At 71.4% G+C, this 25,834-nt stretch carries 20 protein-coding genes; 13 read left to right on the plus strand and 7 right to left on the minus strand.

Annotated features, from left to right (window positions below; translation table 11 throughout):
- Positions 1-2: 2 nt before the first annotated feature.
- Both AB0J40_RS38500 and AB0J40_RS38505 read left to right on the plus strand, forming a co-directional pair.
- Positions 3-2,924 carry a hypothetical protein gene (locus AB0J40_RS38500; RefSeq protein ID WP_364463728.1) on the plus strand — a complete coding sequence of 974 codons (2,922 nt, stop codon included), beginning with the start codon at positions 3-5 and terminating at the stop codon, positions 2,922-2,924.
- Positions 2,925-2,955: 31 nt separating this feature from the next.
- The gene (locus tag AB0J40_RS38505; RefSeq protein WP_364463731.1) at positions 2,956-3,153 is read left to right on the plus strand and encodes a hypothetical protein; all 198 of its coding nucleotides are present in this window, start codon (positions 2,956-2,958) and stop codon (positions 3,151-3,153) included.
- 6 nt (positions 3,154-3,159) lie between these two features.
- Here AB0J40_RS38505 and AB0J40_RS38510 read toward each other — a convergent pair whose 3' ends face one another.
- Positions 3,160-4,104 (minus strand): AAA family ATPase, encoded by a 945-nt coding sequence (locus AB0J40_RS38510; RefSeq protein WP_364463734.1) that lies wholly within the window; start codon positions 4,102-4,104, stop codon positions 3,160-3,162.
- Positions 4,105-4,230: 126 nt separating this feature from the next.
- Here AB0J40_RS38510 and AB0J40_RS38515 point away from each other — a divergent pair, with 126 nt between their 5' ends.
- The gene (locus tag AB0J40_RS38515) at positions 4,231-5,631 is read left to right on the plus strand and encodes an RNB domain-containing ribonuclease (RefSeq protein ID WP_364463737.1); all 1,401 of its coding nucleotides are present in this window, start codon (positions 4,231-4,233) and stop codon (positions 5,629-5,631) included.
- Entirely contained in the window at positions 5,628-6,401 is a 774-nt protein-coding gene (locus tag AB0J40_RS38520; RefSeq protein WP_364463740.1) for a helical backbone metal receptor, read from the plus strand. Before AB0J40_RS38515 ends, AB0J40_RS38520 begins: the two co-directional genes overlap by 4 nt.
- On the opposite strand, the gene AB0J40_RS38525 is transcribed toward AB0J40_RS38520, so the two are convergent.
- Positions 6,373-7,800: an aldehyde dehydrogenase family protein gene (locus tag AB0J40_RS38525; RefSeq protein WP_364463743.1), complete on the minus strand. Its 1,428-nt coding sequence runs from the start codon at positions 7,798-7,800 to the stop codon at positions 6,373-6,375. The two genes, AB0J40_RS38520 and AB0J40_RS38525, sit on opposite strands and share 29 nt — an antisense overlap.
- Positions 7,797-9,152 (minus strand): 4-aminobutyrate--2-oxoglutarate transaminase, encoded by a 1,356-nt coding sequence (gabT, locus tag AB0J40_RS38530; protein ID WP_364463746.1) that lies wholly within the window; start codon positions 9,150-9,152, stop codon positions 7,797-7,799. The genes AB0J40_RS38525 and gabT overlap by 4 nt, the downstream gene beginning before the upstream one ends.
- A 103-nt stretch (positions 9,153-9,255) precedes the next feature.
- On the opposite strand from gabT, the gene AB0J40_RS38535 reads away from it, so the two are divergent.
- The gene (locus AB0J40_RS38535) at positions 9,256-10,713 is read left to right on the plus strand and encodes a PucR family transcriptional regulator (RefSeq protein WP_364463749.1); all 1,458 of its coding nucleotides are present in this window, start codon (positions 9,256-9,258) and stop codon (positions 10,711-10,713) included.
- Here the strand turns inward: AB0J40_RS38535 and AB0J40_RS38540 are convergent.
- A complete protein-coding gene (locus AB0J40_RS38540; RefSeq protein WP_364463751.1) occupies positions 10,710-11,423 on the minus strand; it encodes a cache domain-containing protein in 714 nt (237 codons plus the stop codon). The genes AB0J40_RS38535 and AB0J40_RS38540 overlap by 4 nt on opposite strands.
- Before the next feature lie 35 nt (positions 11,424-11,458).
- On the minus strand, positions 11,459-12,193 hold the full coding sequence (locus tag AB0J40_RS38545) for an FCD domain-containing protein (RefSeq protein ID WP_364463754.1): 735 nt from the start codon (positions 12,191-12,193) through the stop codon (positions 11,459-11,461).
- Between the two features lie 111 nt (positions 12,194-12,304).
- Between AB0J40_RS38545 and AB0J40_RS38550 the strand changes: the two genes are divergently transcribed.
- The 5 genes from AB0J40_RS38550 to AB0J40_RS38570 all read left to right on the plus strand — a co-directional run bounded on the left by AB0J40_RS38550 (position 12,305) and on the right by AB0J40_RS38570 (position 17,775).
- Positions 12,305-13,753, plus strand: coding sequence for a gamma-aminobutyraldehyde dehydrogenase (locus AB0J40_RS38550; protein ID WP_364463757.1), 1,449 nt, complete (start codon positions 12,305-12,307; stop codon positions 13,751-13,753).
- Positions 13,754-13,761: 8 nt separating this feature from the next.
- The gene (locus AB0J40_RS38555) at positions 13,762-14,826 is read left to right on the plus strand and encodes an ABC transporter ATP-binding protein (protein WP_364463760.1); all 1,065 of its coding nucleotides are present in this window, start codon (positions 13,762-13,764) and stop codon (positions 14,824-14,826) included.
- A gap of 34 nt (positions 14,827-14,860) precedes the next feature.
- Positions 14,861-16,063 (plus strand): ABC transporter substrate-binding protein, encoded by a 1,203-nt coding sequence (locus AB0J40_RS38560; RefSeq protein WP_364463763.1) that lies wholly within the window; start codon positions 14,861-14,863, stop codon positions 16,061-16,063.
- Between the two features lie 75 nt (positions 16,064-16,138).
- Positions 16,139-16,978: an ABC transporter permease gene (locus AB0J40_RS38565; RefSeq protein ID WP_364463766.1), complete on the plus strand. Its 840-nt coding sequence runs from the start codon at positions 16,139-16,141 to the stop codon at positions 16,976-16,978.
- 8 nt (positions 16,979-16,986) lie between these two features.
- Positions 16,987-17,775: an ABC transporter permease gene (locus AB0J40_RS38570; RefSeq protein WP_364463769.1), complete on the plus strand. Its 789-nt coding sequence runs from the start codon at positions 16,987-16,989 to the stop codon at positions 17,773-17,775.
- Positions 17,776-18,246: 471 nt separating this feature from the next.
- Here the strand turns inward: AB0J40_RS38570 and pip are convergent, their stop codons facing one another.
- Positions 18,247-19,191 carry a prolyl aminopeptidase gene (gene pip, locus AB0J40_RS38575; protein WP_364463772.1) on the minus strand — a complete coding sequence of 315 codons (945 nt, stop codon included), beginning with the start codon at positions 19,189-19,191 and terminating at the stop codon, positions 18,247-18,249.
- 397 nt (positions 19,192-19,588) lie between these two features.
- Here pip and AB0J40_RS38580 point away from each other — a divergent pair, with 397 nt between their 5' ends.
- Entirely contained in the window at positions 19,589-20,515 is a 927-nt protein-coding gene (locus tag AB0J40_RS38580; RefSeq protein ID WP_364463775.1) for an undecaprenyl-diphosphate phosphatase, read from the plus strand.
- Position 20,516: 1 nt separating this feature from the next.
- Positions 20,517-21,359, plus strand: a complete 843-nt coding sequence (locus AB0J40_RS38585; protein WP_364463777.1) for a cytochrome c oxidase assembly protein — start codon at positions 20,517-20,519, stop codon at positions 21,357-21,359.
- Here the strand turns inward: AB0J40_RS38585 and panB are convergent.
- A complete protein-coding gene (gene panB / locus AB0J40_RS38590; protein WP_364463780.1) occupies positions 21,356-22,219 on the minus strand; it encodes a 3-methyl-2-oxobutanoate hydroxymethyltransferase in 864 nt (287 codons plus the stop codon). The two genes, AB0J40_RS38585 and panB, sit on opposite strands and share 4 nt — an antisense overlap.
- Before the next feature lie 238 nt (positions 22,220-22,457).
- On the opposite strand from panB, the gene lysX reads away from it, so the two are divergent.
- Positions 22,458-25,781, plus strand: coding sequence for a bifunctional lysylphosphatidylglycerol synthetase/lysine--tRNA ligase LysX (gene lysX, locus AB0J40_RS38595; protein ID WP_364463835.1), 3,324 nt, complete (start codon positions 22,458-22,460; stop codon positions 25,779-25,781).
- Positions 25,782-25,834 lie beyond the last annotated feature (53 nt).

Below are 25,834 nucleotides of genomic sequence, written 5' to 3' on the forward strand. Positions count from 1 at the left end.
ACGTGGGACGCAAATTCGGCAAACGAGGCAAGCCCGGCACGGGCTCGCCCCAGGACCCGGCGGCGCTGTTCGGCGCACCCCAGCCGCCGAGGCAGTCGGCGCGCCCCGCGTCCAGCACGCCGCTGGCCGACCAGCTGGCCCAGGGCTACCCGGGGGTGGACCCGGGGTACGTCGTGTTGCCCCGGTCGCTGGCGGAGGGCATGTCGCTGCCGTGGCAGCACCAGATGGCGGCGTTGCTGGCCCAGTTCCACGCGGAGCACGCCTCGCTGGCCTGGCCGATCTACCGGGTGGTGCCATCGCGGTACGAAAGGCTGGCGGACCTCGACGAGGAGCAGCTCGCGGAGGCGGGCTACCTGGTGGAGATGGACGCCGACGGCGAGATGGTCTACCGGGAGAGGAGCGGCCGGAAGGTCGAGGACCCGGAGAACACGTCGGTGTTGGTGTCGTGCCTGGACCCGATCCCCCGGCCGGCGGCGCGTCCCGCACCGCCCCCGCCGGGAGCCCCACCGGGCCAGGCACCGGCACCGATGAATATCGGACCGGCCCCGGTGTGGCGCACGGTCCCGCACCCGCCCCCGGCGCAGTCGGTCCCGGGGACACCGGAGCAGCAGCTGCCGGGAAGGGGGCAGGCGGCTTCGGGGGTGAGCCCGGCTTGGTCCGGGGAGTCACCTCGGCATGCGGCGCCGGAGTTTTCCGCCGAGGCGGAGCCTTTTGCCGACGCGCAGCGGGTGGGCGGACCGCAACCGTCCGGTGCGGCGGGGGCGGTTCCCGCTGGGTGGTTGCCGGAGCAGGCTGCGCCCGCGCCGTCGTTGGGCGGTGCTGAACCGCCTACCGAGTCGGCGGTGGAGCCACAATCGGCGCCCGCCGACCAGGGGCGGCCGGTAGTCCGGCCGGAGTCGCAGATCGTGGCTCAGCAGCAACGGTCCACGGAGCCGGAGGTGCAGCGGCCTGCCGAATCGCAGCCGGAGTCGGTGGGCGTGGGGCAGGAGCAACCGGCCGTTGAGTCGGTGGTGCAGCGGCCTGTGGAGGCGCTGCCGGAGTCGGCGGGCGTGGGGCAGGAGCAGCCGGCCGTTGAGCCGGTGGTGCAGCGTCCTGCCGAGTCGAAGCCTGAGTCAGCGGCTGTGGCTCAGCCGCAATCGCTCGCTGAGTCGGTGGTGCAGCGCTCTGTTGAAGCGCAGCCCGAGGTTGCGGAGCGGCGGCGATCGTCTGCTGAGCCGGAGAAGACCGTCGAGTCGGAGCCGCAAGCGGCCGCCGTCGACTCGCGAGAGCCGATCGCCGATTCGTCGGCTCAATCGCAGCCGCTCGTTGAGTCTCCGGCCACCGCTCCGCCGCAATCGCCGGAGTTTGCGGACCAGCCACAATCGGCTGCAGAGGCGGTGCATCCGGAGCCGGCCGTTGAGTCGGAGCCGGAATCGTCGGCTGCGGAGCAACCGCAGCCGCTTGCCGCGCAGCCAGAACCGTCGGCTACCGACCAGCCGCAATCGCTTGCCGAGCCGGCAGTGCAGCCGCAGCCTCCTGCTGAGTCGCAGCCGGAGTCGGTGGCGGGCGAGTCTGCCGAGTCGGAACCGCTGGGTGGGTCGCAGCCGCAGGCGCCTGATAAGCCTGTCGTGCAGGCGCCAGCTCAGGAACGGTCGCTTGACGAGTCGGAGGTGCGACCGGAGCCGGTGGACGACGGGCAGGGGCAATCGCTTGATGAGCCCGGGGTGCTGCCACCGGTTTCTGCTGAGTCGCCGGCCGTGGTTTCGCCGGACTCGTCTGTCGAGTCGGAGGTGCGGCCGCAACTGCCTGTTGAGACGCTGCCGGACGCCGAGTCGGCCGAGCGGTCGCGGCTGCCTGGTGAGGTGGAACCGGTCGCTGAACCGTCGGTGCGGCCGCAGCCGCCTGCCGAGTCGCACGCGCCGGGGGAGCCGCAGCCCCCCGTGCCGGGGACGCAAGCGCAGCAGCAGCCAGGCGCCCCTCAGTACCAGCCGACTGCCGAGGTGCAGCCGGATAACGGGCTGCAGCAGCCAGCTCTGCAACCGCAGGAGCCCGCTGGGTCGCAGCCGCCTGCCTCGTCGCAGCTGGGTAGTGGGCTGCCGCAGCTGACCTCGCAACCGCAGCAGTCCATCGGCTCGCAGCTGCCAGCCGAGCCGCCGCAGCCAGTCTCCCAACCGCAGGAGTCGACCGGGTCGCAGCCGCCCGCTTCGTCGCAGCTGGCTGGTGGGCCGCAGCAGCCGACCTCGCAACCGCAGCAGTCCACCGGCTCTCAGCCGCCAGCCGGGCCGCAGCAGCCAGCTCTGCCGCCGCAGGAGCCCACTGGTCCTCAGCTGCCTGCCTCGCCGCAGCCAACTCCGGAACAGCAGCAGCCCACCGGCTCTCAGCTGGCGGACGGGCCGCAGCAGTCAGCTCCGCAACAGCACGAGCCCACCGGTGCGCAGCAGCCGGTCAGCGGGCCGCCGCAGCCCGGAACGCAACCGCAGCAGCCCTCCGGCCTTCAGCCACCTGTCCCGCCTCGGCCAATTGCCTCGCCGCAGCAGGCGGGCCCGTTGCCCACCCCGCAACAGCCCCCCGCAAGCCCGCAGCAACCCCCCGCCGCGGCCAATCCGCCCTGGAAGACGGCTCCTCCGACGCGGCCCGCCAAACCCGTCTTCCCCGGCCCGGAATCGACACCCCAGCCGTTCCCCACCCGGCACGCCGCCCCGGCACGCCCGGTTTTCCCCGGCCCCGGCACCATGCCCCCCGCGCCGCCCACCGCGCGGCCCGTCTTCCCCGGCCCGGACACCCCGCTCCCGCAACCGTCCAAAGACCAGCAAGACACCCCGCCGCGGGGCACTCCGCGCGGGTGGTTCGACGAGTTCACCGACCAGCAGAAAGAACCCGAAGCACCCCAGGACTTCGGGCCCACCGGGCAGCCGACCGAGATCCCCTATCGGTACAAGCGCTGACAACCCGGCCCGGTGGTGCGAACCTGAGTTCATGTCCAAAGACCCGAACCCGGACCAGGGGTGGTACTACAACACCCGCACCCACCAGGTCGAGCACCTCGAACGCGGCCGTAGCGTCGACCTGCTCGGCCCCTATCCCGACGAGGCCACCGCCCGGCGGGCGCTCGACATCGCCAAGGAACGGACCCGGCAGGCCGACGCCGCCGACGCCGCCTGGAACGACGACTAAAGACGGCTAAACCGCCAACCGCGGTCCCAGCACGAACTTCGGGTCCACCTGCGCAGCCAGGTCCGCGCCCGCCCAGGCGTGGGCGTTGCGCAGGTGGAACTCCACCGCCTGACGCTGGTAGCGCGCCCAGTCGCGCTGCTCCGCGTCCACCGCTGCGTGCATCGAACGCAGCGTCGAGAGGTTGCGCGGCTCGAGCTCGGTGATCGGCCGGGCCGTGCCGCGCTCCGCCGCCCGCACGTGCCCGGACGCCGACATCCAGCCCAGCAGCGCCGGGCCCACCTGGTCCTGCAGGAACTCGACGTCGTCGGCGTCGGTCACCTTGTTGCCGACCACCACCAGCCGCACCCCGAAATCCCTCGCGTAGTCCGCGTACTGGCGGTACACGCCCACGCTCCGCACCGTCGGCTCGCACACCAGGAACGTCACGTCGAACCGCGTGAACAGCCCCGACGCGAACGCGTCCGCCCCCGCCGTCATGTCCATCACGACGTACTCGCCCTCGACGTCCACCATGTGGTTGAGCAGCAGCTCGGCCGCGCCCACCTTCGAGTGGTAGCACTTGACACCCAGGTCGTCCTCGTCGAACTGTCCCGTGACGCCGAGCCGGACCCCGCCCAGCTGCCGGAAGCACGCGTCGGACACCGGGTTGTCCTCGAACGGCCGGACCAGCCGCGACCCGCGGCCCGGCGGCGTCGTCTTGATCATCGACGCCGCGTCCGGGATGCGCGGGTTGTCGCCGCGCAGGTAGTCCTTGATCAGCGCCATGTTGTCGCCGAGCGTCGGCCAGGCCAGCGCTTCCTCCTCGGTCGCGCCGAGCGCCACCGCGAGGTGCTGGTTGATGTCGGCGTCGATGGCCAGCACCGGCCGGCCGGCATCGGCGAGGTACGCGACGAACAGCGACGACAACGTGGTCTTGCCGCTGCCGCCCTTGCCGACGAACGCGATCTTCACGGGAAGCCCTTCCTGGGAATGAAGACGGTTTTCATTATTGCCTGTCAACGTACACCCGACCGGCCCGCGCCCGATCGGGCGATCATCGGCCCCTTCCGGGGTTAGGGTTGGGGGGTGCCTCCCCTGGTGATCAGGACACACTCGGCGGGCGGGGACTTCGGTCCGCTGCGCGCCGAGTTCTCGCTGCCGGAGTCGTTCGGGCCCGACGTGCTGGCCGAGGCGGAGGCGGCGGTCCTCGACCCGCTGGCCGAGCGCCGCGAGGACGCGACGGACCTGCCCTTCGTCACCATCGACCCGCCCGGGGCCAAGGACCTCGACCAGGCGATGGTCGTCGAGAAGACCGCGCACGGCTTCCGCGTGCACTACGCGATCGCCGACCTGGCCTCGTTCGTCCCGCCCGGCGGCGCGCTCGACCGCGAGTCGCGCCTGCGCGGCCAGACGCTCTACCTGCCGGACGGGAACGTCCCGCTGCACCCGCCGGTCCTGTCCGAAGGCGCCGCGAGCCTGCTGCCCGGCGAGATCCGGCCCGCGGTGCTCTGGACCATCGAGACCGACGAAGCCGGCGAGCCGACCGCCACCCGGGTGCGCCGCGCGCTGGTCCGGTCCACCGAGCAGTTCGACTACGAGACGGTCCAGGCCGCGCTCGACGCCGGCAACCCGCACCCGTCGGTGGCCGCGCTGCCCGAGCTGGGCCGGCGGCGGCGCGAGCTGGCCGTCCGGCGCGGTGCCGTCGAGCTGCAGCTGCCGGAGCAGGAGATCAGCGGCGACCCGGACGGCGGCTGGGTCCTCGCGCGTCGGCCGCGCACCGTCGTAGACGCGTGGAACGCCGAGATCTCGCTGCTGACCGGGATGGCCGCGGCCCGGATCATGATCGACGCGCGGGTCGGCGTCCTGCGCACGCTGCCCGACCCGGAACCCGAGGCCGTCGACTGGCTGCGCCGCTCCGCCGAAGCGCTGGGCATCGCCTGGGCGCCGGAAACCACCGTCTCGGAGTTCCTGTCCCGGCTGGACCCGGGTCAGCCGGCGTCGATGGCGCTCTACGCCGACACGACGCGGCTGCTGCGCGGCGCGGGCTACACGGCGTTCGACGGCGAGCTGCCCGCGTTGACGACGCACGCGGGCATCGGCGGCGCGTACGCGCACGTGACCGCGCCGATCCGGCGGCTGGTCGACCGGTTCGCGACGGAGATCTGCCTCGCCGTCTCGGCCGGGCGCGAGGTGCCGGAGTGGGTGCGGGCGGCGCTCGCGGACGTCCCGGACCGCATGATGGCGTCGGACACGCTCGCCGCGAAGGTCGAGCGCGCGTGCATCGACCAGGTCGAGGCGTGGGTGCTGGCCGAGCACATCGGCGGCGAGTTCAGCGCGGTGGTGCTGCGCGCGGACGAGAACAAGGCGGAGATCCTCGTCGAAGACCCGACGGTGATGGCGAAGTGCGCGGGCGAGAAGCTGACCGCGGGGGAGCGGATCGGCGTCCGGCTGACCGCGGTGGACGTCGAGAAGCGGAAGGTGTCGTTCGAACGCGCATGACCCTGGTCGACGATCTCGGGGAGCCGGTGCCGCTGGGCGGCCCGGCCGCCCGCGTGGTTTCGCTCGTGCCGTCGCTGACCGAAGCGGTCGAGCTGAGCGCGCCCGGCAGGCTGATCGGGGCGACGGACTACTGCACCCATCCGTCCACTTTGGACGTGCCGAGGGTGGGCGGGTCGAAGTACCCGAAGCTCGACCGGGTGCTGGACCTGGCCCCCGACCTCGTGCTGGCCAACTCGGAGGAGAACCGCCAGGAGGACGTGGAACGCCTGCGCGCCAACGGGATCCCGGTGTGGGTGATGGCCGCGGCGGCTTCGGTGCCGGCGGCGCTCGGCTCGTTGCGGCGGATCCTGACGCAGGCGTACGAGCTGGACGAGCCGGAGTGGCTGGTCACGGCGGAGGAGCTGTGGCGCGAGACCCGGCCGGTGCGGTTCCACGCGGTGGTCCCGGTGTGGCGCAAGCCGTGGATCGTCCTGGGCCGCGACACCTTCGGCGGCGACGTCCTGCGCCGCGTGGGCGTGGCGAACGTGTACGCGGGTTCGGCGGAGCGTTATCCGCGGCCGGACATCGACGAGCTGCGGGCGCACTTCGCGGCCGACGCGGATCTGCTGGTGCTGCCGGACGAGCCGTACCTGTTCACGGAGGAAGACGGCCCGGACCACTTCCCGGACGTGCGGTACGTCCTGGTCTCGGGCCGCCACCTCACGTGGTACGGGCCGTCACTCGTCGAGGCGCACGAGGCGCTTACAGCGTCAATCCCGTCAGCACCGTGACGCGCTCCTCGGTGAAGTCCGCCATCGCCGACGCCGGGCCCTCGCGGCCCACCCCGGAGTCCTTGACCCCGCCGTAGGGCATCTGATCGGCACGGAAGCTCGGCACGTCGCCCACCAGGACGCCGCCCACGCGAAGCGCCGCCGACACCTCGAACGCCGTCGGCAGGTCACGCGTGAACACACCCGCCTGCAGCCCGAAGCGCGACGCGTTGATCCGCTCGACGCCCTCGGCCACCGACGCCACCCGGACCAGCGAAACCACCGGCCCGAACACCTCCTCGGCCATCACCGAGGCGTCCTCCGGGACGTCCGCCAGCACCGTCGGCTCCACCGTCGCTCCCGCGCGCCCGCCGCCGGTCAGCAGGCGCGCGCCCGAAGAAACCGCGTCGGAAACCCAGGAGGAAACCCGGGCCGCCGCGTCTTCGTTGATCAGCGGGCCCACGTCCACGCCTTCGGCGCGCGGGTCGCCGGTGCGCAGCGCGGCGACCTGCTCGAGGACCTTCGATGCCAGAGCGTCGAAGACGGAAGAGTGCGCGTACACCCGCTGCACCGAGATGCACGACTGGCCGGCCTGGTACATCGCGAACGTCGCGATCCGCTGCGCCGCGAAGTCGAGGTCCGTCCAATCGGGACAGACGAGGACCGCGCCGTTGCCGCCCAGTTCCAGCGCCACGTGCTTGCGCGGCACGCGGTCGCGGATCGCCCAGCCGACCGGGACCGAGCCGGTGAACGACACCACCGGCAGCCGCGGGTCCTCGACCAGCCGCGACGACGTCTCGTTGTTCACCGGCAGGATCGACCAAGAGCCGGCGGGGAGGTCGGTCTCGGCGAGGATCTCGCCCAGCAGCAACGCCGTCAGCGGGGTCGACGGCGCCGGCTTCAGCACGATCGGCGCGCCCACCGCGATCGCCGGCGCCACCTTGTGCGCCACCAGGTTCAGCGGGAAGTTGAACGGCGTGATACCCAGCACCGGGCCGCGGGGCACGCGCCGGACCAGCGCGAGCCGTCCGGTGCCGCCGGGGTCGGTGTCGAGCCGCTGCAGCTCGCCCGAGAAGCGGCGCGCCTCCTCGGCGGCCCAGCGGAACGTCGACACCGCGCGCCCGACCTCGCCGCGGGCCCACTTCAGCGGCTTGCCGGACTCGGCGGTGATCAAGGCCGCGATCTCTTCGGACCGCTCACCCAGGGCGCGGGACACGTGGTCCAACGCGCCGGCGCGGACGTGTGCGGGCAGCGTCGCGAACTCGTCGGCGACGTCGTGCGCCGCCTGCACCGCGGCTTCGACGTCCGAAGGAGAAGGCACGAAATGGGAGCCGGCGGAGGAACCGTCGTAGGAGTGCCGGACGGTGGCGGTCGCACCGCCGGTCACCGGCTTTCCGGCGACCCAGAAGGGGAAAGTCATGCGCGGGCCTCCGTGCGGACAGCGTGCTCGAGGACCGAGAGGCCTTCGTCGAGCAGGTCGTTGGACAGGGACAGCGGCGGCAGCAGCCGGACGACGTTGCCGTAGGTGCCGCAGGTCAGCACCACCACGCCGGCCCGGTGGCAGGCCGCCGCGACGCGCTTGGTGAGGTCGGCGTCCGGCTCCGAAGTCCCCGGACGAACGAACTCCGCCGCGAGCATCGCGCCGCGGCCGCGGACGTCTCCGATGACACCGGTCTCGGCAGCCAGGGCCCGCAACCGCGGCAGGACGACGTTTTCGATGCGCTTGGCCGAGTCCGCGAGGTTCTCGGTCTTCATCGTCTCGATCGAGCCCAGCGCCGCCGCGCACGCGATCGGGTTGCCGCCGTACGTGCCGCCGAGGCCGCCCGGGCCGACCGCGTCGAGCAGTTCCGCCCGGCCGGTGACCGCCGACAGCGGCAGGCCGCCCGCGATGCCCTTCGCCGTCGCGATGAGGTCCGGCACGACGTCCTCGTCGGTGGACGCGAACCAGGAACCGGTGCGGCAGAAGCCCGTCTGGACCTCGTCGGCGACGAACACGACGCCGTTTTCGCGGCACCACGCCGCAATCGCCGGGAGGAAGCCGCGCGCGGGCTCGATGAACCCGCCCTCGCCCTGGATCGGCTCCAGCACGACGGCCGCCACCTGGTCGCCGCCGATCTGCTTCTCGATCCGGTCGATGGCCAGCGCGGCCGCTTCGGGGCCGGACAGGCCGTCGCGGTACGGGTAGGAGCCCGGCACGCGGTAGACCTCGGGCGCGAACGGGCCGAAGCCGTGCTTGTAGGGCACCGACTTCGCGGTCATGCCCATCGTCAGGTTGGTCCGGCCGTGGTAGGCGTGGTCGAACACGACGACGGCCTGGCGCCCGGTAGCCGTCCGGGCGATCTTCACGGCGTTCTCGACGGCTTCGGCGCCGGAGTTGAACAGCACGGACTTCTTCGCGTGGTCGCCCGGCGTCAGCTCGGCGAGCGCTTCGCAGACTTCGACGTACCCCTCGTACGGCGTGACCATGAAACAGGTGTGGGTGAACCAGCACGCCTGCTTGCGGACGCGGTCGACGACCGCGGGCGCCGAGTGCCCGACGTTGGTCACCGCGATGCCGGAGCCGAAGTCGATCAGGACGTTGCCGTCGGCGTCGGTGAGCAGCCCGCCGCTGGCCGAGGTGACGTAGACGGGCAGCACCGAGCTGACGCCGGCGGCGACGGCGTTCGACCGGCGTTCCTGCAGCTCGCGCGAGGCGGGGCCGGGGATTTCGGTGCGCAGCCTGCGCTGCCGGGGCGCCGGCGCCTGCGGCTCGGCGGTGGTGCTTGCGGTCACGGCGTGCTCCTGGGGAAAGTCGGTGGACGTCCCCAGGATGAGTCCCGCGGCGGTCGTCGTCAGCTGGCCGTTCCGTACAAGAAGGCGCGTACGATTGGCCGTTATGGCACTCACGCTGGCCGGACTGGCCGCCGACCGCCCGCTCGGGCTGCGGGTGCTGACCGGCGACGACCTCCTGGACCGTCCGATCGGGTGGGTCCACCCGACGGAGCTGACCGACCCGCAGGCGTTCCTCGAGGGCGGCGAGCTGCTGCTCACGACGGGGCTGGCCCTGGACGAGGAGTCGTCGCCGGCCTACGTGCGCCGGCTGGTGGACGCGGGGGTCGCGGGGCTCGGCTTCGGCGTCGGGCTGAGCCACGAATCCGTGCCCCGCGCGCTCGTGACGACCGCCGCCGAGGTGGGACTCCCGGTGCTGGAGGTGCCGCGCGAGACGCCGTTCATCGCGATCACCCGCGCGGTCTCCCGGGCGGTGGCGGCCGACGAGTACGCGACGACGGTCCGGATCGGCACGGCCCAGCAGGAGCTGACCCGCACGGCGGTCGGCAAGGGCGGCCCGGCGGGGGTGCTGCGCAAGCTGGCGAAGCTCGTCGACGGCTGGGTGCTGCTGCTGGACACCGCGGGTGCCGAGGGGACGGGCGCCGCGATGTCTTACGCCGACGAAGTGCGCGACGAGCTGAAGCAGCTTCGCTCGGGTACGCGGGTCTTCGCGCTCGACGGGCACGAGGTCGTGCTGCAGACCCTTCCGACGCGGGCGCGGCGGGCGCTCGCGGTCGGTACGCCCGAGCCCCTCGACACCGCCGGACGCCACGTGGTGAACACGGCGGTCGCGCTGCTTTCCCTTGCGCTGGAACAGGATGTGAAGCTGACGCACGCGTGGCGGCTGCTCCGGACCGGCGTGGTGGACCTGCTGGCGGCCGGCCGGCACGAACTGGCGCTCGGGGTGATGACCACGGCGTGGGGCGACCCGCCGGAGCCGCCGTGGGCGGTGGTGGCGCTGGTCGGCGGCCCCGCCCAGCGCCGCCGGCTCGGCGACGCGCTGGAAGGCGACAGCTCGCTGTTCTTCGCGGAGTCGGGATCGGCGGTGCTCGTCATCGGCAGGTCCGGCGGCGACGTGCCGGCTCGGGCGCTGGCCGCGGCGGCGACCGTGGGGCCGATGTACGCGGGCTTGGTGGATCCGGTGCCGCTGGAGAACTTCGCGGTGGCGGCGGAGCAGGCGGACCTGGCCGCCCGCGCGGCGGAGGCGGACGGCAAACCCCTGGTCACCTACGCCGAACACGCGGCCCGCGGCCTGCTGTCGCTCATCGACCCGGTGGTGGCGCGCATCTACGGCGAGAACTTGCTGGCGCCGTTGCGAAGGCACGACGAGTCCGGCCGCGGGGATCTGGTCGAGTCGGTGCGCTGCTGGCTGGAGCACCACGGCCACTGGGACGTGGCGGCCGCGCGGCTGGGCGTCCACCGGCACACGCTGCGGAACCGGATCCGCAAGGCCGCGGAACTCCTGGGCCGGGACCTGGACTCACCCGGCGTGCGCGCGGAGCTGTGGGTGGCGCTGCAGACTTAGTCGCCGGTCACGAGCACGATCGGCGAGTCGCCGCACCGGCGCAGGGACGGCCCGGGTTCCGCGCCCGCGGACCACCAGGCCGGGACGCCGGCCTCCCGGACCAGGGACCCGGTCGGCTGCCGCACGCTGTTGGACACGATCACGCGCCCCTGCGCGTTCAGCAACGCCGCTCCGCGCCCCAGCGACCGCAGCTTCGGGCGCACCGCGCGCTCGAACTCGCGCACGTACACGTCCGCTCCGACGACTCCCGCGAAGGAACCGCCGCGGGAAACGGGAATCGTGAACGTCAGCGTGTACTCGTCGGTGCACAGGTAGTCGACGTACGGGCCGTTGATGTGCCGCCGCCCGGTGTCGCGCGGGACCGTGAACCACGATTGGCGCGTGTAGTCCAGGAAGTTCTCGCTGCCCGGGTCGAGGCTGATGAACAGCTGGGACGGCGGCTCGCCCCCGGAGCGGGTCCACCACTCGAAGCCGAACTCGGAATCGGCCAGCACGCGCGGGGCGCTGACGAAGCCCGCGCCGATGATCAGCCCGCCCAGCGCTTCGGTGACCTGGGGGCGGATCCGGTGCAACGCCGCCGCGGACGGGGCGTCGGCCAGCACCGACTCGGCTGCCGCCAGCGGGGGCTTCAGCCGTTCGAAGACCCCTTCCACCAGCACCGAAACCTGCTCGACGACCTCGTCGCCTGCCAGCGTGCGGGTGTCGTTCACGGTGCTCACCTCGGGTGTGCGGAATGAAGCGGAGTTTACGGGGTGAGCAAGTTCAGGTGCACGTCCGCGAGGCGGTCGAGCGCCCCCAGGATGTGCTCCTCGGTGAGCTTGCGGGCCAGTTCGCCGTCCGCGGCCGCGATCGCCGTCGTGATCGCCGCGTGCTCCTCGCAGGCGGGCGACCCCGGGTCGAGCGGCAGCCACAGCAGCCCGCCGCGCTCGGTCTGCAGCTGGAGCTCTTCGTGCGTCAGCCGCGGCGACTGCGCGGCCGCCGCGACCTCCAGGTGGAACTGCCGCTCCGCGCGCGTGAAGTCGATGCCGTGCGCCGTGCGGAGGTCGTCGGCCGCCAGCCGCAGCCGCGCGATGTCCTCGGGCGAGCTGCGTTCGGCCGCGAGCTTCGCGGCGGCCCCGGCGATCGCCAGGTAGTGGTCGCCGACGTCGCGCAGGTCGGACAGGGACACCTCGCGCAACCGCGAGCGCCACTCGTCCGGGGGAGGGTTGGCCGGCGCGCGGACGAAGCTGCCGCCGCTGCGCCCCCGCCGCGTCTCCACCAGCCCCTGCTGCCGCAGGGCCACCAGCGCTTCCCGGACGGTCACGGTCGAGACGCCGAACTGCGCGCTCAAGTCGGCTTCGCTCGGCAGTTGTTCCTGGTCGGCAAGCAGACCGAGCGTGATGGCGTCGGCCAGCCGCGCCGCCACCGCCTCCGCCCGGCCCATCTGGCCGAGCGGCGCGAACATGGCGGACCGCGCGCTGTGCGACATGCCCTTGCGCATCGTGACCCTTCGCCTCGCCGGCAACCCGTTCGCACCAATCTTGCCTGATCCTCTTGTCCTATTACATATGGACTTATATGTTTTAGCCCCCGACCGCAGCCAGGAGGCACTGTGTCGTCCACCAGCCCACCCGCCCCGCCGCGCGAGCTGAAGCACTACGTCGGCGGCGCGTACGTCGAGTCCAAGTCGGGCCGGACGGCGGAGATCATCGACCCGGTCACCGGGCGCCCCTACTGCACCGCGCCGATCGCCGGACCCGAGGACGTCGACAACGCGCTGCAGGTGGCCGCGACCGCGTTCGAGACCTGGCGCGCGACGACGCCCGCCCAGCGCCAGCTCGCGCTGCTCAAGCTCGCCGACGCCCTCGAAGCCCGCGCCGAGGAGGTCGTGGCCGTCGAGTCCGCGAACACCGGCAAGCCGATCGCGCTCACCATGGCCGAAGAGATCCCGATGATCCTGGACCAGGTCCGGTTCTTCGCGGGAGCCGCGCGCGTGCTCGAAGGCCGGTCCGCCGGCGAATACCTGGAAGGCCACACGTCGTTCGTCCGCCGCGAGCCCGTCGGCGTCTGCGCGCAGATCACGCCGTGGAACTACCCGCTGCTGATGGCCATCTGGAAGATCGCGCCCGCGCTCGCCGCCGGCAACACCGTCGTGCTCAAGCCGTCCGACACGACGCCGGCGTCGACGCTGCTGCTCGCCGAGATCGCCGGCGAGTTCTTCCCGCCCGGCGTGTTCAACGTCGTCTGCGGCGACCGCGACACCGGCCGCGCGCTGGTCGAGCACGACATCCCGGCGATGGTGTCGATCACCGGCTCGGTCCGGGCCGGCATCGAAGTCGCGCGCAGCGCGGCCAACGACGTCAAGCGCGTCCACCTCGAGCTCGGCGGCAAGGCGCCGGTCATCGTCTTCGCCGACGCCGACCTCGAAGCCGCCGCCGAGGCCATCGCCGTCGCGGGCTACTTCAACGCCGGCCAGGACTGCACCGCCGCCACGCGCGTGCTCGTCGCCGACGAAGTCCACGACACGTTCGTCGCGGCGCTCTCCCGGCAGGCCGAGCACACCAAGACCGGCAAGCCCGACGACGAAGACGTCGCCTACGGCCCGCTCAACAACGCGGCCCAGCTGGAAAAGGTCTCCGGGTTCATCGACCGGCTACCGGAGCACGCGACCGTCCACTGTGGCGGACACCGCGCCGGCGACGAAGGCTACTTCTACGAAGCCACCGTCGTTTCGGGGCTGAAGCAGGACGACGAGATGAGCCAGAACGAGATCTTCGGGCCGGTCATCACCGTCCAGCGGTTCGCCGACGAAACCGAAGCGCTCAAGTCGGCGAACGCCGTGCAGTACGGCCTCGCGTCCTCGGTCTGGACCCGCGACCACCAGCGCGCGATGCGCCTGGCCGCGAAGCTCGACTTCGGCTGCGTCTGGATCAACACCCACATTCCCCTGGTGGCCGAGATGCCGCACGGCGGGTTCAAGAAGTCCGGCTACGGCAAGGACCTCTCGCTGTACGGCCTCGAGGACTACACCCGCGTCAAGCACGTGATGAGCGCACTGTGAGGGTCGCGATGCCCAACCAAGCACCGTCGGCGGCGCCCGAGGAGACCGCACCCGCCGAACCGGCGCGGCCCGCCATCCGGCTTTCCGGGCTGCGCAAGCACTTCGGCGACGTCCACGCGGTCGACGGCGTCGACCTCGACATCCCGCCCGGCGAGTTCTTCTCCATGCTCGGCCCGTCCGGCTCCGGCAAGACGACGGTGCTGCGCATGATCGCCGGCTTCGAGCTGCCCACCGACGGCACGATCGAGCTGGACGGCCGGGACGTCAGCCGCCTGGCGCCGTTCGAGCGCGACGTCAACACGGTGTTCCAGGACTACGCGCTGTTCCCGCACATGACCGTGCAGCAGAACGTCGAGTACGGCCTGCGCGTCAAGCGCGTCCCGAAGCAGCAACGCCGGGAGCGCGCGCTCGAGGCGTTGAAGACCGTGCGGCTGGAGGACTACGGCTCCCGCAAGCCCGCGCAGCTGTCCGGCGGGCAGCGCCAGCGCGTCGCGCTCGCCCGCGCGCTGGTCAACCGGCCCAAGGTGCTGCTGCTCGACGAGCCGCTCGGCGCGCTCGACCTCAAGCTGCGCCAGACCATGCAGCTGGAGCTCAAGCAGATCCAGCGCGACGTCGGCATCACGTTCGTCTTCGTCACCCACGACCAGGACGAAGCCCTCACCATGAGCGACCGCATCGCGGTGTTCAACGACGGCAGGATCGAGCAGGTCGGAACGCCCGAAGAGGTCTACGAGCGGCCCGCCAGCGCGTTCGTCGCCGGGTTCGTCGGCACGTCCAACCTGCTGGGCGGCCGCGGCGCCGAGTCCGTGATCGGACGGCCGGGGCTGTTCAGCATCCGGCCGGAGAAGATCCGCATCGACGGCGAGCTGTCCGAGCCCGCCGCGGCCGGGCACACCACCGCGACCGGCACGGTCACCGACGTCGTCTACGCCGGGGCGACCGTGCGGTACGCCGTCGCCCTCGACGCCGGCGGGCAGCTTTCGGTCGTCCGGCAGAACGTCGACGACGCGGCTTTCGCCGACGGGCGCGTCCGCCTGAGCTGGCGGAACGAACACAGCTTCCAGGTCCAGTAGTACTCAGAGTCCAGTAGTACTCAGAAGGGTTGCCATGAAGAACAGGAAGACGCGGCTTGCCGGCCTGCTCGGCGCTAGCCTGCTGTTGGCTGCATGTGGCACGTCGGGCACGAATTCGTCCGCGCCGCCCGGCGCGCAGGGCTTCACCCCGCCGAAGCTCGAAGCGCTCAAGGCGCTCGGGCAGCCGGAGGGTCAGCTGAACGTGCTGGCCTGGCCGGGGTACGCGGAAAACGGCTCCAACGACCCGAAGGTCAACTGGGTCACGCCGTTCGAGCAGCAGACCGGCTGCAAGGTGAACGTCAAGCCGTTCGGCACGTCCGACGAAGCCGTGACGCTGATGAAGACCGGCCAGTACGACGTCGTGTCCGCCTCGGGCGACGCGTCGCTGCGGCTGGTGGCCTCCGGTGACGCCGAGCCGGTGAACACCGCGCTCGTCCCGAACTACGCCGACGTCCAGCCGTTCCTCAAGGACAAGTCCTGGAACAGCGTCGGCGGCGTCTCCTACGGCATCCCGCACGGCTGGGGCGCGAACCTGCTGACCTGGCGCACCGACAAGGTGACGCCGGCGCCGACGTCGTGGTCGGTCATGTTCGACGCGAACTCGCCCTACAAGGGCAAGGTGATCGCCTACGACTCGCCGATCTACATCGCCGACGCCGCGCTCTACCTGCAGGCCCACCAGCCCGACCTGGGCATCAAGAACCCGTACGCGCTCGACGACAAGCAGTTCGCCGCCGCGGTCGCCCTGCTCAAGCAGCAGCGGCCGCTGGTGAGCGAGTACTGGTCGGACTACCTGAAGGAGTCCCAGGCGCTGAAGAACGCCGACGCCGTCGTCGGGACCGCCTGGCAGGTCACGGTCAACCTGACCAAGGGTGAAGGCGCGCCGCTGGAGGCGTCCGTGCCGAGCGAAGGCGCGACCGGGTGGTCGGACACCTGGATGGTCGCGGCGAAGTCGGCGCACAAGACGTGCGCGTACAAGTGGCTCGACTACATCATCAGCCCGAAGGTCAACGCCCAGGTCGCCGAGTACTTCGGCGAGGCGCCGGCCAACCCGAAGGCGTGCGCGGAGATGACCGACAAGACGCTCTGCGACGCCTACCACGCCAACGACGCCGGGTACGCGGCGAAGATCGCGTACTGGACCACGCCGATCCAGCAGTGCCTCGACGGCCGCACGGACGTCAAGTGCAAGGACTACGGCGAGTGGACGAAGGCCTGGACCGAAATCAAGGGCTGACCCCGAACCCCGGGGGCGGCGGGCTGTGTCCCCCCACTCCGCCCGCCGCTCCCGGACCTCTCCCTGCGAGGTGTGATGACCGCCGTATCGGCCTTCTTCTACCGGAAACCCAAGCTGCGCCTGGGTTTCCTGCTGTCGGCCCCGCTGCTCTGGCTCGGCCTGGCCTACCTGGGCGCGCTCGCCGCGCTGTTCGTCACGGCGTTCTGGCACACCGACGCGTTCACCGGCCAGGTCGTCATCGAGTGGTCGCTGGACAACTTCACGACGCTGTTCACCGACGCGGTGTACCGCACGATCACCTTCCGCACGGTCGGGATCGCGGCGCTGGTCACGGTGATCGACGCGGTCGTCGCGTTCCCGATGGCGTACGCGATGGCCAAGCTCGCTTCGCCGCGCGCGCAACGGATCCTCGTGATCGCGATCATGACCCCGCTCTGGGCCAGCTACCTGGTGAAGGCGTACGCGTGGCGCTCGATGCTGTCCGGGAACGGCGCCCTGAGCTCGATCTCACCCGGCTACGGCGTCACGGCGACGATCATCACGCTGTCGTACCTGTGGCTGCCGTACATGATCCTGCCGATCTACGCGGGGCTCGACCGCCTGCCGGATTCCCTGGTGGACGCTTCCGGCGACCTCGGCGCGCGCTCGTTCCGGACGTTCCGCTCGGTGATCCTGCCGCTGACGTTCCCGGCGATCGTGGCGGGCTCGATCTTCACGTTCTCGCTGTCCCTGGGTGACTACATCGCGGTGAAGATCGTCGGCGGCACGTCCCAGATGCTCGGCAACGTCGTCTACGACAACATCGGCGCGGCCAACAACCTCCCGTTCGCGGCAACGGTCGCGACGGTGCCGGTCGTGATCATGCTCGTGTACCTGGCCGCGGTGCGCCGCACCGGCGCGCTGGACAACCTCTAGGAGATCTCATGCGCAGGGTGTTGTGGGCGGCGCTGGGACTCGGCCTGGCGGTGATCTACTTCCCGCTGGTGGTGGTGCTGCTCAACTCGTTCAACGCGGACACGACGTTCGGCTGGCCACCGTCGAGCTTCACGTTGGAGTGGTGGAGCCGCGCGGCGTCGAACGAAGGGGCACTGCACGCGCTGTGGACGAGCGTCCAGGCCGGCCTGGCGGCGACGGCGATCGCGCTGGTCCTCGGCACGATGGCGGCGTTCGCGTTGCAGCGCTACCGGTTCTTCGGACGCAACCCGGTGTCACTGCTCATCATCCTGCCGATCGCACTACCCGGCATCGTGACGGGTATCGCGCTGAACAACGCGTTCCGCACCATCCTGGGCATCAACCTGGGCCTGCTGACGGCGATCATCGCGCATGCGACGTTCTGCATCGTGGTGGTGTTCAACAACGTCGTCGCACGGCTGCGCCGGATGGGCGGCAGCCTGGAGGAGGCGTCGATGGACCTGGGCGCGACGGGCTTCACGACGTTCCGGCTGGTGACATTCCCGATGCTGCGATCGGCGCTGCTGGCGGGCGGCCTGCTGGCGTTCGCGCTGTCGTTCGACGAGATCATCGTGACGACGTTCACCTTGGGCACGGGCATGGAGACACTGCCGATCTGGATCTACAACAACCTGTTCCGGCCGAACCAGGCACCGATCGTGAATGTGGTGGCGGCGGTGCTGATCGTGGTGTCGACGGTCCCGGTGTATTTGGCCCAGAGGTTGTCCGGCGACACGGCTTCGGGCGGCCGGCTCTAGACCTCCGACCCCGGGCGGGGCCAGCTGCAACCGGGAGCCGGCAACGCAAGCCGACCACGAGGTCACCAGACCTCCCCCGCCCTCCTCCCAAGCCGCTTTCCAGTCGACGACCGGGTTTGTCAAGGCACGCTTTCCCGCCTTGACAAACCCGGGCGGCGACGGACACTCCGAACGGAGGGCGGGGGAGGTCGGACCCGCTGAGCCGGGGTTTCTGCCGTGGCTTCAAAGAAAAAAGCTGTCCTCGCCGGACGGGCAGGCTCCGGGATGACCTCTCGTGCCGCTGTCTTCTCACCTTGTCGAGGTGGGCCGCTGGGTGGTCATCCCGTCGCCTGAACGAGGCCTATCACTTTGAGCCGGGCCCGCAAGCCTGGCATGCTCTCTCGCCTTGGGCTGCCGGTTGCGGGCCCGGCTCAAAGTGATTTCACGGCCTCAGGCGACGGGATGACCACCCAGCTCTTCTCGTGGGTCGCGCTACGCGCGGAACGAATCCGTTGCCGTCCGTAGCGCTGCCAGCATGCCCGGGTCCGTTACCGCGTGCCCGGCACCCTCCAGGAGCTTCAGCTCCGACCCCGGCCACGCCTGGTGCAGCTCGTACGCCGTGGTTGGTGGGCACACCGTGTCGTAGCGGCCCTGTACCAGCACCGCCGGGATGCCCGCGAGCTTGCCCGCGTCGCGGATCAGCTGTCCCTCCTCCAGCCAGGCGCCGTGGCTGAAGTAGTGGACCGCGAGCCGGGCGAACGTCCATGCGAACGCCGGGTCCGCGTACTGGCGGACGAATGCCTCCTGCGGCTGCACGGATACCGTCGCGCCTTCCCAGGTGCTCCACGCGATCGCGGCCCGGTGGCGGACTTCCTCGTCGGGATGCTCCAATAGGCCGCTGTACGCGGCCAGGGGGTCGTCCCGCAGGGAAACCGGGATCGGCGCCAGGAAGGCCTCCCACTCGCGCGGGAACAGGTTCGCGGCACCGCCGCGGTAGATCCAGTCCAGCTCGCTCTGCCGGACCGTGAACACGCCCCGCAGGATGATCTCGCTGACGCGCGAAGGGTGCGTCTCGGCGTAGGCGAGTGCGAGGGTCGCGCCCCACGAACCGCCGAAGAGCTGCCAGCGCTCGATGCCGAGGCGTTCGCGCAGCTTCTCCATGTCGGCGACCAGGTGCCACAACGTGTTCGCGCGCAGGTCGTCCGCGTCCGGCGTCGACTGGCCCGATCCGCGCTGGTCGAACAGGACGATCCGGTAGGCCGCCGGGTCGAAGTGGCGCCGCGCCATCGGGGCGAGCCCGCTGCCGGGCCCGCCGTGGAGCACCACCACCGGCTTGCCGGCCGGGTTGCCCGCCTCCTGGCACCGGATCCGGTGGCCGTCGCCGACGTCCAGGAACCCTTCGGCACGCGGGGGAATCGGCGGGTACAGCTCGTCCATGCCCGACACTCTGCCGGAGGGTCCTGGCCGTCGCCCCGACACCCCGCCGCCGAGAGCCGGGACGACGACCAAGAAAAGGTGGGAGCCCGCCCCCGCCGCCGGGCTGAGCGGGCTCCCGTCCAGGGGTCAGCCGCCCGAAGCGGCCGGGTCCGACGAAAAGGAGCCGCTGACAGTCATTCCCGTCCTCCTCGTCGAGGGTCCGAATCTTCGTCGTGGCGGCGACGGGCTAAACGCTAGGCCACAGCCCGAACGTCAGTCAAGAACATGATTGAAGTTCATATATGTGAACACGAGCTGAGGGGACGCTGAGCGCGGTGGTGCCCCTTGCCCGTGGTTAACGAATGGGCCGGTACGTTCCGGTGTCGGGGTTTCGAAAAGCCGTACGGAAAGGCACGGAATGTCCGCGGTGACCTATCTCGAGGCGATTGTCGTCGGCGCCTTGCAGGGGGTGTCGGAATTGTTTCCGGTGTCCAGTCTCGGCCACAGCATCCTGCTGCCTGCCTGGCTAGGCGGATCGTGGCAGCGGGACCTGAGCATCGGCAAGGATTCGCCGTACCTCGCGGTGCTCGTGGCGATGCACGTCGCCACCGCGCTGGCGCTCGTGCTGTTCTTCCGGAAGGACTGGGTGCGGATCGTCCGCGGCCTCTGGACGTCGCTGCGGCACCGCGAAGTCCGCACGCCCGACCAGCGGCTCGCGTGGCTCCTGGTGCTCGCCACCATCCCGGTCGGGCTGGCCGGCCTGCTGCTCGAAGGGCTGCTGCGCGACTTCCTCGGCAAGCCCGTGCCGTCGGCGATCTTCCTCGCCCTCAACGGCGGAGTCCTCTACGCCGCCGAGAAGTTCTCGCGCGCGAAGCCGGTCGAGGAAGCGGACACTGTGGACTTCTCGACCGAGGAGACGCTCGTCATGCGGGCGATCAGTGTCGAGGAGCGGACCGACGTCCGGCTGGCGAAGCTGCGCGTCGGCGAGGCGGTGCTAATCGGCGCGGCGCAGATCCTCGCGCTGCTGCCGGGCATCAGCCGCTCCGGTATCACGATGGTCGCCGGCCTGCGCCGCGGGCTCGGGCACGAGGACGCCGCGCGCTTCGCGTTCCTGCTCGCCACCCCCGTCATCCTCGCCGCGGGCGTGCTGAAGATGCCGACGCTGTTCCCTCCGGAAAACCACGCTTCGCTCGGCCCGGCCTTGGTGGGCAGCGTCGTCGCCGGAGTCGCTTCGTACATTTCTGTCCGGTTCCTCACCGGATACTTCGAAACGCGCACTCTGACCCCGTTCGCCATTTACTGCGTGGTCGCCGGAATCGGCAGCCTGATCTTCTTCGCGGTCTGACGTGCTCGACGTCCCGGCGCTGCTCGCCGTCCTCGTCCTCGGCACGCTCTACGTCCGCGCCGCCCGCGGCCGCGCGTGGCCGCCGGGCCGCACGACGGCGTTCCTCGCCGGGCTCGTGACGATCGTGGTCGTCACCTGCTCGCCACTGGCGGTCTACGACCGGACGTTCTTCTGGGTCCGCGCGGTCCAGACGATCACCCTGCTGATGATCACGCCGTTGCTGCTCGCGCTGGGCTCGCCGATCAGGCTCCTGCTCGACACGGTCCCGGCGCCGTGGCTGCGGCGGCACGGCCGCGGCCCGCTCGCCCGCGCGCTGACGTTCCCGCCCGTGGTGACCCTGGCGCTGGTCGTGCCGTTGCTGGTCCTCTACCTGACCCCGCTCTACGACCTCGTGCTGCGCTCCTCGATCGCCGACGGCGTGGTCCGCCTGGCGCTGGTGCTGGCGGGGTTCGGCTACTTCTGGACCCGTCTCGGCCTCGACCCGACGCCGCGGTCGGACCCGCACCTGGTGTCGGTGTGGATCGCGTTCACCGAGGTGATCTTCGACGGCGCGCTCGGCTTGGTCCTGTGGCTCGGCCCGCTGCTCGCGCCCGCGCACTACGCGGCCGCCCACCCGGGCCACGGCCCGGACCCCCGCACCGACCAGATCATCGGCGCGGGGGTGCTGTGGATCGGCGGTGACGTCGCCGGCCTGCCGTTCGTCGTCGCCCTGTTCGTGCGGTGGGCCCGCGACGACGAACGGCGCGCGAAGCAGATCGACGCCCGGCTGGACGAAGCTCCCGCGACCGGGTTGTGGTGGGAGAACGACCCGGCGCTCGCCGAGCGGTTCCGGAACCGGGGTTAGTCGTGGAAAGCGTGTTCCGGTGCCGGGAACTCGCCGCGGCGGACGTCCTCCGCGAAGGCCGCCGCGGCGTTCTGCAGCACCGTGGCGACGTCGGCGTACCGCTTGACGAACCGCGGTGCCTTGCCGCGCCGCAGCCCGGCCATGTCCTGCCAGACGAGCACCTGCGCGTCGCAGTCCGGGCCGGCGCCGATGCCGACCGTCGGGATCTTCAGCTCCGCGGTGACGCGCTTGGCGGCCTCGGCGGGCACCATCTCCATCACCACCGCGAACGCCCCGGCCTCCTGCAGCGCCAGCGCGTCGGCGAGCAGCACGTCCGCCGCTTCGCCGCGTCCCTGCACCCGGTAGCCGCCGAGGTTGTGCTCACTCTGCGGGGTGAACCCGATGTGGCCCATCACCGGCACGCCCGCCGAGGTCAGCGCCTCGACGTGCGCGGCGAACCGCCGGCCGCCTTCGAGCTTGACGGCGTGCGCGCGGCCCTCTTTCATGAAGCGGACCGAGGTTTCCAGCGCCTGCTGCGGCGAGAGCTGGTAGGAGCCGAACGGCAGGTCCGCGACCACGAGGGCCCGCTTGACCGACCGGGTGACCGCCCGCACCAGCGGCAGCAGCTCGTCGACCGTCACCGGCAGCGAGGTGTCGTAGCCGAAGACGTTGTTGGCCGCGGAGTCGCCGACGAGCAGCACGGGGATCCCGGCCTCGTCGAACAGCGCGGCGGTGTACATGTCGTAGGCGGTGAGCATCGGCCACGGTTCGCCGCGTTCCTTGAGCTCACGCAGGTGGTGGACACGGACCTTCCGGCCCGGCGCCGGCTTGGGCGCGGATCCGGTGCCGTAGGGGGCGGGTTCTTCGGCGCTGGCGGACATCGTCGTCGACCGTCCTTCCCTCGAGGCCTCGGTGAGGTCCCCGGGTCGTGGAGCAGAGGCGTCTCAAAGCGTGACACGCCCCCGGACCGGCCCCAACCTGGTGCGACCAGCTTCACACCCTCGGGGACGAGGGCCCGTCAGCCTTCAGGTTGATGCCCGGGGACAACCAACCTGTGTTCACTTACGTCAATAAGCAGGCATGACCACCGATCGGCCGGGAAAGGCGACGAAAGCAACGATGGGAACCCTCGCGAGCACGCGTCCGCGCCTGCCGGCCTGGAAGGCGAAGGCGGGCGGCATCGTCGCGACCGTGGTCCAGCTGGCCGCGGTGTTCTCGGTGCTCCTCCTGCTCACGAACGGCCCGCACGGGCGCCTGCTCAACGGCATCGACATGGCGTTCTCGAGCCTGAGCGTGCCGACGAGCGCGAGCCTGGTGATGGTGCTGCTGCTGGTCGTCCTGGGCGGCGCGCTGCGCCGCCGCAAGAAGGCCGCGCTGTACACGCTGGTCCTGTTCCAGGTCGTCGGGCTGGTGCTCACCCTGGCCCTGCAGGCGACGCTGCTGTGGTCGCCCGAGCTGCTGACGCTGGGCCCGAAGCAGATCCGGCACATCCCCGCCCAGCTGTGGGCGCTCACGGTGGCCGACGTGCTGTCGGTCGCGCTCATCTTCTTCCTGCTCGCGCTGCGCCCGGCGTTCCCCGCCCGGCTCGCGCCGAGCGCCTGGCGCGACGGCCTGACCATGCTCTTCGGCGGCTTCACCGCGGTCATCCTGGTCGGCTGGGCGCTCGCGGAAGCCTTTCCCGGCCACCTCGGCGACTCGTGGGAGCGGTTCGCCTGGGTCGTCAACCACGCCACCGGCGAGAACCTGCAGCTGCGCCGGATCGGCGTCGGCGAGGGGCCGGCCTGGCTCGACGTCTTCCTCGACCTCGGCGCCACCGCCGTCGCCACCGCGGCGCTCTACCAGCTCTTCCGCGGCGTACGCAGCCGTCGCCTGCGTACCGACGAAGAAGAGCTTCGCGTGCGCAAGCTGCTCGCCGAACACGGCGAGGACGACTCCCTCGGCTACTTCGCGACCCGCCGCGACAAGAGCGTCGTGTTCTCGCCGAACGGCCGCGCGGCGGTGACCTACCGCGTGCTCGGCGGCACCAGCGTCGCCAGCGCCGACCCGATCGGCGACCCCGAGAGCTGGCCGGACGCGGTCCGCGCCTGGCTCGACGAGACGCGCACCTACGGCTGGACGCCCGGCGTGCTCGGGGCGAGCGAGCGCGGCGCGAAGGCGTACACCGACGCGGGCCTGCGCGCCCTCGAGATCGGCGACGAAGCGGTACTCGACGTCCGCGAGTTCAGCCTCGCCGGGCCGGAGCGGCGCTCGGTCCGCCAAGCCGTCAAACGCATCGAGCGCGCCGGCTACACCTCGAAGGTCCGCCGCCACGGCGAGATCCCCGACGAGGAGATGGCCGAGCTGCTCGCCCGCGCCCAGGCGTGGCGCGGCGCCGAGACCGAACGCGGCTTCTCGATGGCGCTGGGCCGCCTCGGCGACCCGAGCGACGGCCGCAGCGTGATGGTCGAGGCCTACGACGCCCGCGGCGACCTGCGCGGCCTGCTGTCGTTCGTGCCGTGGGGCAGGCGCGGGCTCTCGCTCGACCTCATGCGCCGCGACCGCGACGCCGAAAACGGCCTCAACGAGTACATGATCGCCGAGGTCGTCGCGGCCGGGCAGCACCTGGGCGCGCAGCGGATCTCGCTCAACTTCGCGATGTTCCGCGCGGTCTTCTCCGAGGGCGAGCGGATCGGCGCCGGCCCGGTGCTGCGGGCGTGGAAGGGCGTGCTGAGCGTCGCCTCGCGGTTCTTCCAGCTGGAGTCGCTGTACCGGTCCAACGCCAAGTACGGGCCGGACTGGGAACCGCGGTTCCTCTGCTACTCCTCGGCGCGGCGGCTGCCGCGCGTCGGCATCGTCGCGGGCGCGCTCGAAGGGTTCGTCCCGACCGGGCGGTCGCGGTCGCTGCGGCTGGAGACGGTCGGCGACGACTTCGTCGCGCGCGTCCGCGAGATCGAGGAGTCCGCGGCGGTCCCGGCGGCCAAGCCGGTGCGGCGGCCGGAACAGGTCCGCGTCCGCATCGCGAAGCTCACCAAGCTGCGCGAAGCCGGCATCGACCCGTACCCGGTCGGGTTCCGCCGGGACGACCACATCGGCGACGTCGTGAAGAAGTTCGGCGGCCTGGCCCCGGACACCGCGACCGGGCACCGGGTCCGGATCGCCGGGCGCGTGCTGAACCTGCGCGTCCTCGGCGGGCTGTGCTTCGCGCGCATCAAGGACTTCAGCGGGGAGATCCAGCTGATGCTGGACGCCGGCGAGCTCGACCTCACGGGCTGGCGGACCGGCGTCGACCTCGGCGACCACGTCGGCGTCAGCGGCCAGGTCGTGACGTCGAAGCGCGGCGAGCTCTCGGTGCTCGTCGACGAGTGGACGGTCACCGCGAAGTGCCTGCACCCGTTGCCGGACAAGCGGAAGGGCCTCACCGACCCGGAGACGCGGGTGCGGCAGCGCTACCTCGACCTCGCGGTGAACCCCGACTCGACGAACATGCTGCGGCTGCGGTCCACAGTGGTCCGCGCGGTGCGCGACCGGCTGCACCACGCCGACTACCTCGAGGTCGAGACGCCGATGCTGCAGACGGTCCACGGCGGCGCCAACGCGCGTCCGTTCGTCACGCACATCAACGCCTACGACATGCGGATGTACCTGCGGATCGCGCCCGAGCTGTACCTCAAGCGGCTGTGCGTCGCCGGCGTCGAGCGCGTCTTCGAGCTGAACCGCAACTTCCGCAACGAAGGCGTCGACGCCACGCACAACCCCGAGTTCACGATGCTCGAGGCGTACCAGGCCTACGCCGACTACGACACGATGCGGACGCTGACGCGCGAGCTGGTCCAGCACGCGGCCGAAGCGGCGTACGGCGCCCAGGTCGTGCGTCGGCCCGATGCCGACGGCAAGGTCACCGAGCACGACATCTCCGGCGACTGGCCGGTGATCACGGTGCACGACGCCGTATCGGCGGCCTTCGGCGAGCAGATCGATTCGGGAACGCCGGTGGCCGAGCTGCGCCGGCTCTGCCACGCCGCGGGCGTGCCGGTGGGGGAGGACCCGAGCCACGGCGACCTGGTGCTCAAGGCGTTCGAGCACCTCGTCGAGGGCGCGACCGTGCTGCCGACCTTCTACACGGACTACCCGACCGACGTCTCCCCGCTGACCCGCCAGCACCGCGAAGACCCGCGGCTGGCCGAGCGCTGGGACCTCATCGCGTTCGGCTCCGAGGTCGGCACCGCCTACACCGAGCTGACCGACCCGCTCGAGCAGCGGCGCCGGCTGGAGGCGCAGTCCCTGCGCGCGGCCAGCGGCGACGTCGAAGCGATGGAGCTGGACGACGACTTCCTGCTCGCCCTGGAGCACGGCATGCCGCCGACCGGCGGGCTCGGCCTGGGCGTCGACCGGCTGCTGATGATGCTCACCGGGGCCTCGATCCGCCAGACGGTCCTCTTCCCCTTCGTCCGTCCGCAGGCATAACGACTCGGTCGACCCGGTCACGCTGGTTCCGCCGGAACCGCCGGGGTCGCTTA

This window comes from Amycolatopsis sp. NPDC049691, from assembly GCF_040675005.1.
GTDB lineage: Bacteria > Actinomycetota > Actinomycetes > Mycobacteriales > Pseudonocardiaceae > Amycolatopsis.

Excerpts from the sequence above, each read along its gene's own strand:
- AB0J40_RS38505 (WP_364463731.1), top strand. The coding sequence starts at position 2,956 with ATGTCCAAAGACCCGAACCCGGACCAGGGGTGGTACTACAACACCCGC.
- AB0J40_RS38520 (WP_364463740.1), top strand. The coding sequence starts at position 5,628 with ATGACCCTGGTCGACGATCTCGGGGAGCCGGTGCCGCTGGGCGGCCCG.
- AB0J40_RS38525 (WP_364463743.1), bottom strand. The coding sequence starts at position 7,800 with ATGACTTTCCCCTTCTGGGTCGCCGGAAAGCCGGTGACCGGCGGTGCG.
- AB0J40_RS38535 (WP_364463749.1), top strand. The coding sequence starts at position 9,256 with ATGGCACTCACGCTGGCCGGACTGGCCGCCGACCGCCCGCTCGGGCTG.
- AB0J40_RS38545 (WP_364463754.1), bottom strand. The coding sequence starts at position 12,193 with ATGCGCAAGGGCATGTCGCACAGCGCGCGGTCCGCCATGTTCGCGCCG.
- AB0J40_RS38555 (WP_364463760.1), top strand. The coding sequence starts at position 13,762 with ATGCCCAACCAAGCACCGTCGGCGGCGCCCGAGGAGACCGCACCCGCC.
- AB0J40_RS38560 (WP_364463763.1), top strand. The coding sequence starts at position 14,861 with ATGAAGAACAGGAAGACGCGGCTTGCCGGCCTGCTCGGCGCTAGCCTG.
- AB0J40_RS38565 (WP_364463766.1), top strand. The coding sequence starts at position 16,139 with ATGACCGCCGTATCGGCCTTCTTCTACCGGAAACCCAAGCTGCGCCTG.
- AB0J40_RS38570 (WP_364463769.1), top strand. The coding sequence starts at position 16,987 with ATGCGCAGGGTGTTGTGGGCGGCGCTGGGACTCGGCCTGGCGGTGATC.
- pip (WP_364463772.1), bottom strand. The coding sequence starts at position 19,191 with ATGGACGAGCTGTACCCGCCGATTCCCCCGCGTGCCGAAGGGTTCCTG.
- AB0J40_RS38580 (WP_364463775.1), top strand. The coding sequence starts at position 19,589 with ATGTCCGCGGTGACCTATCTCGAGGCGATTGTCGTCGGCGCCTTGCAG.
- panB (WP_364463780.1), bottom strand. The coding sequence starts at position 22,219 with ATGTCCGCCAGCGCCGAAGAACCCGCCCCCTACGGCACCGGATCCGCG.
- lysX (WP_364463835.1), top strand. The coding sequence starts at position 22,458 with ATGGGAACCCTCGCGAGCACGCGTCCGCGCCTGCCGGCCTGGAAGGCG.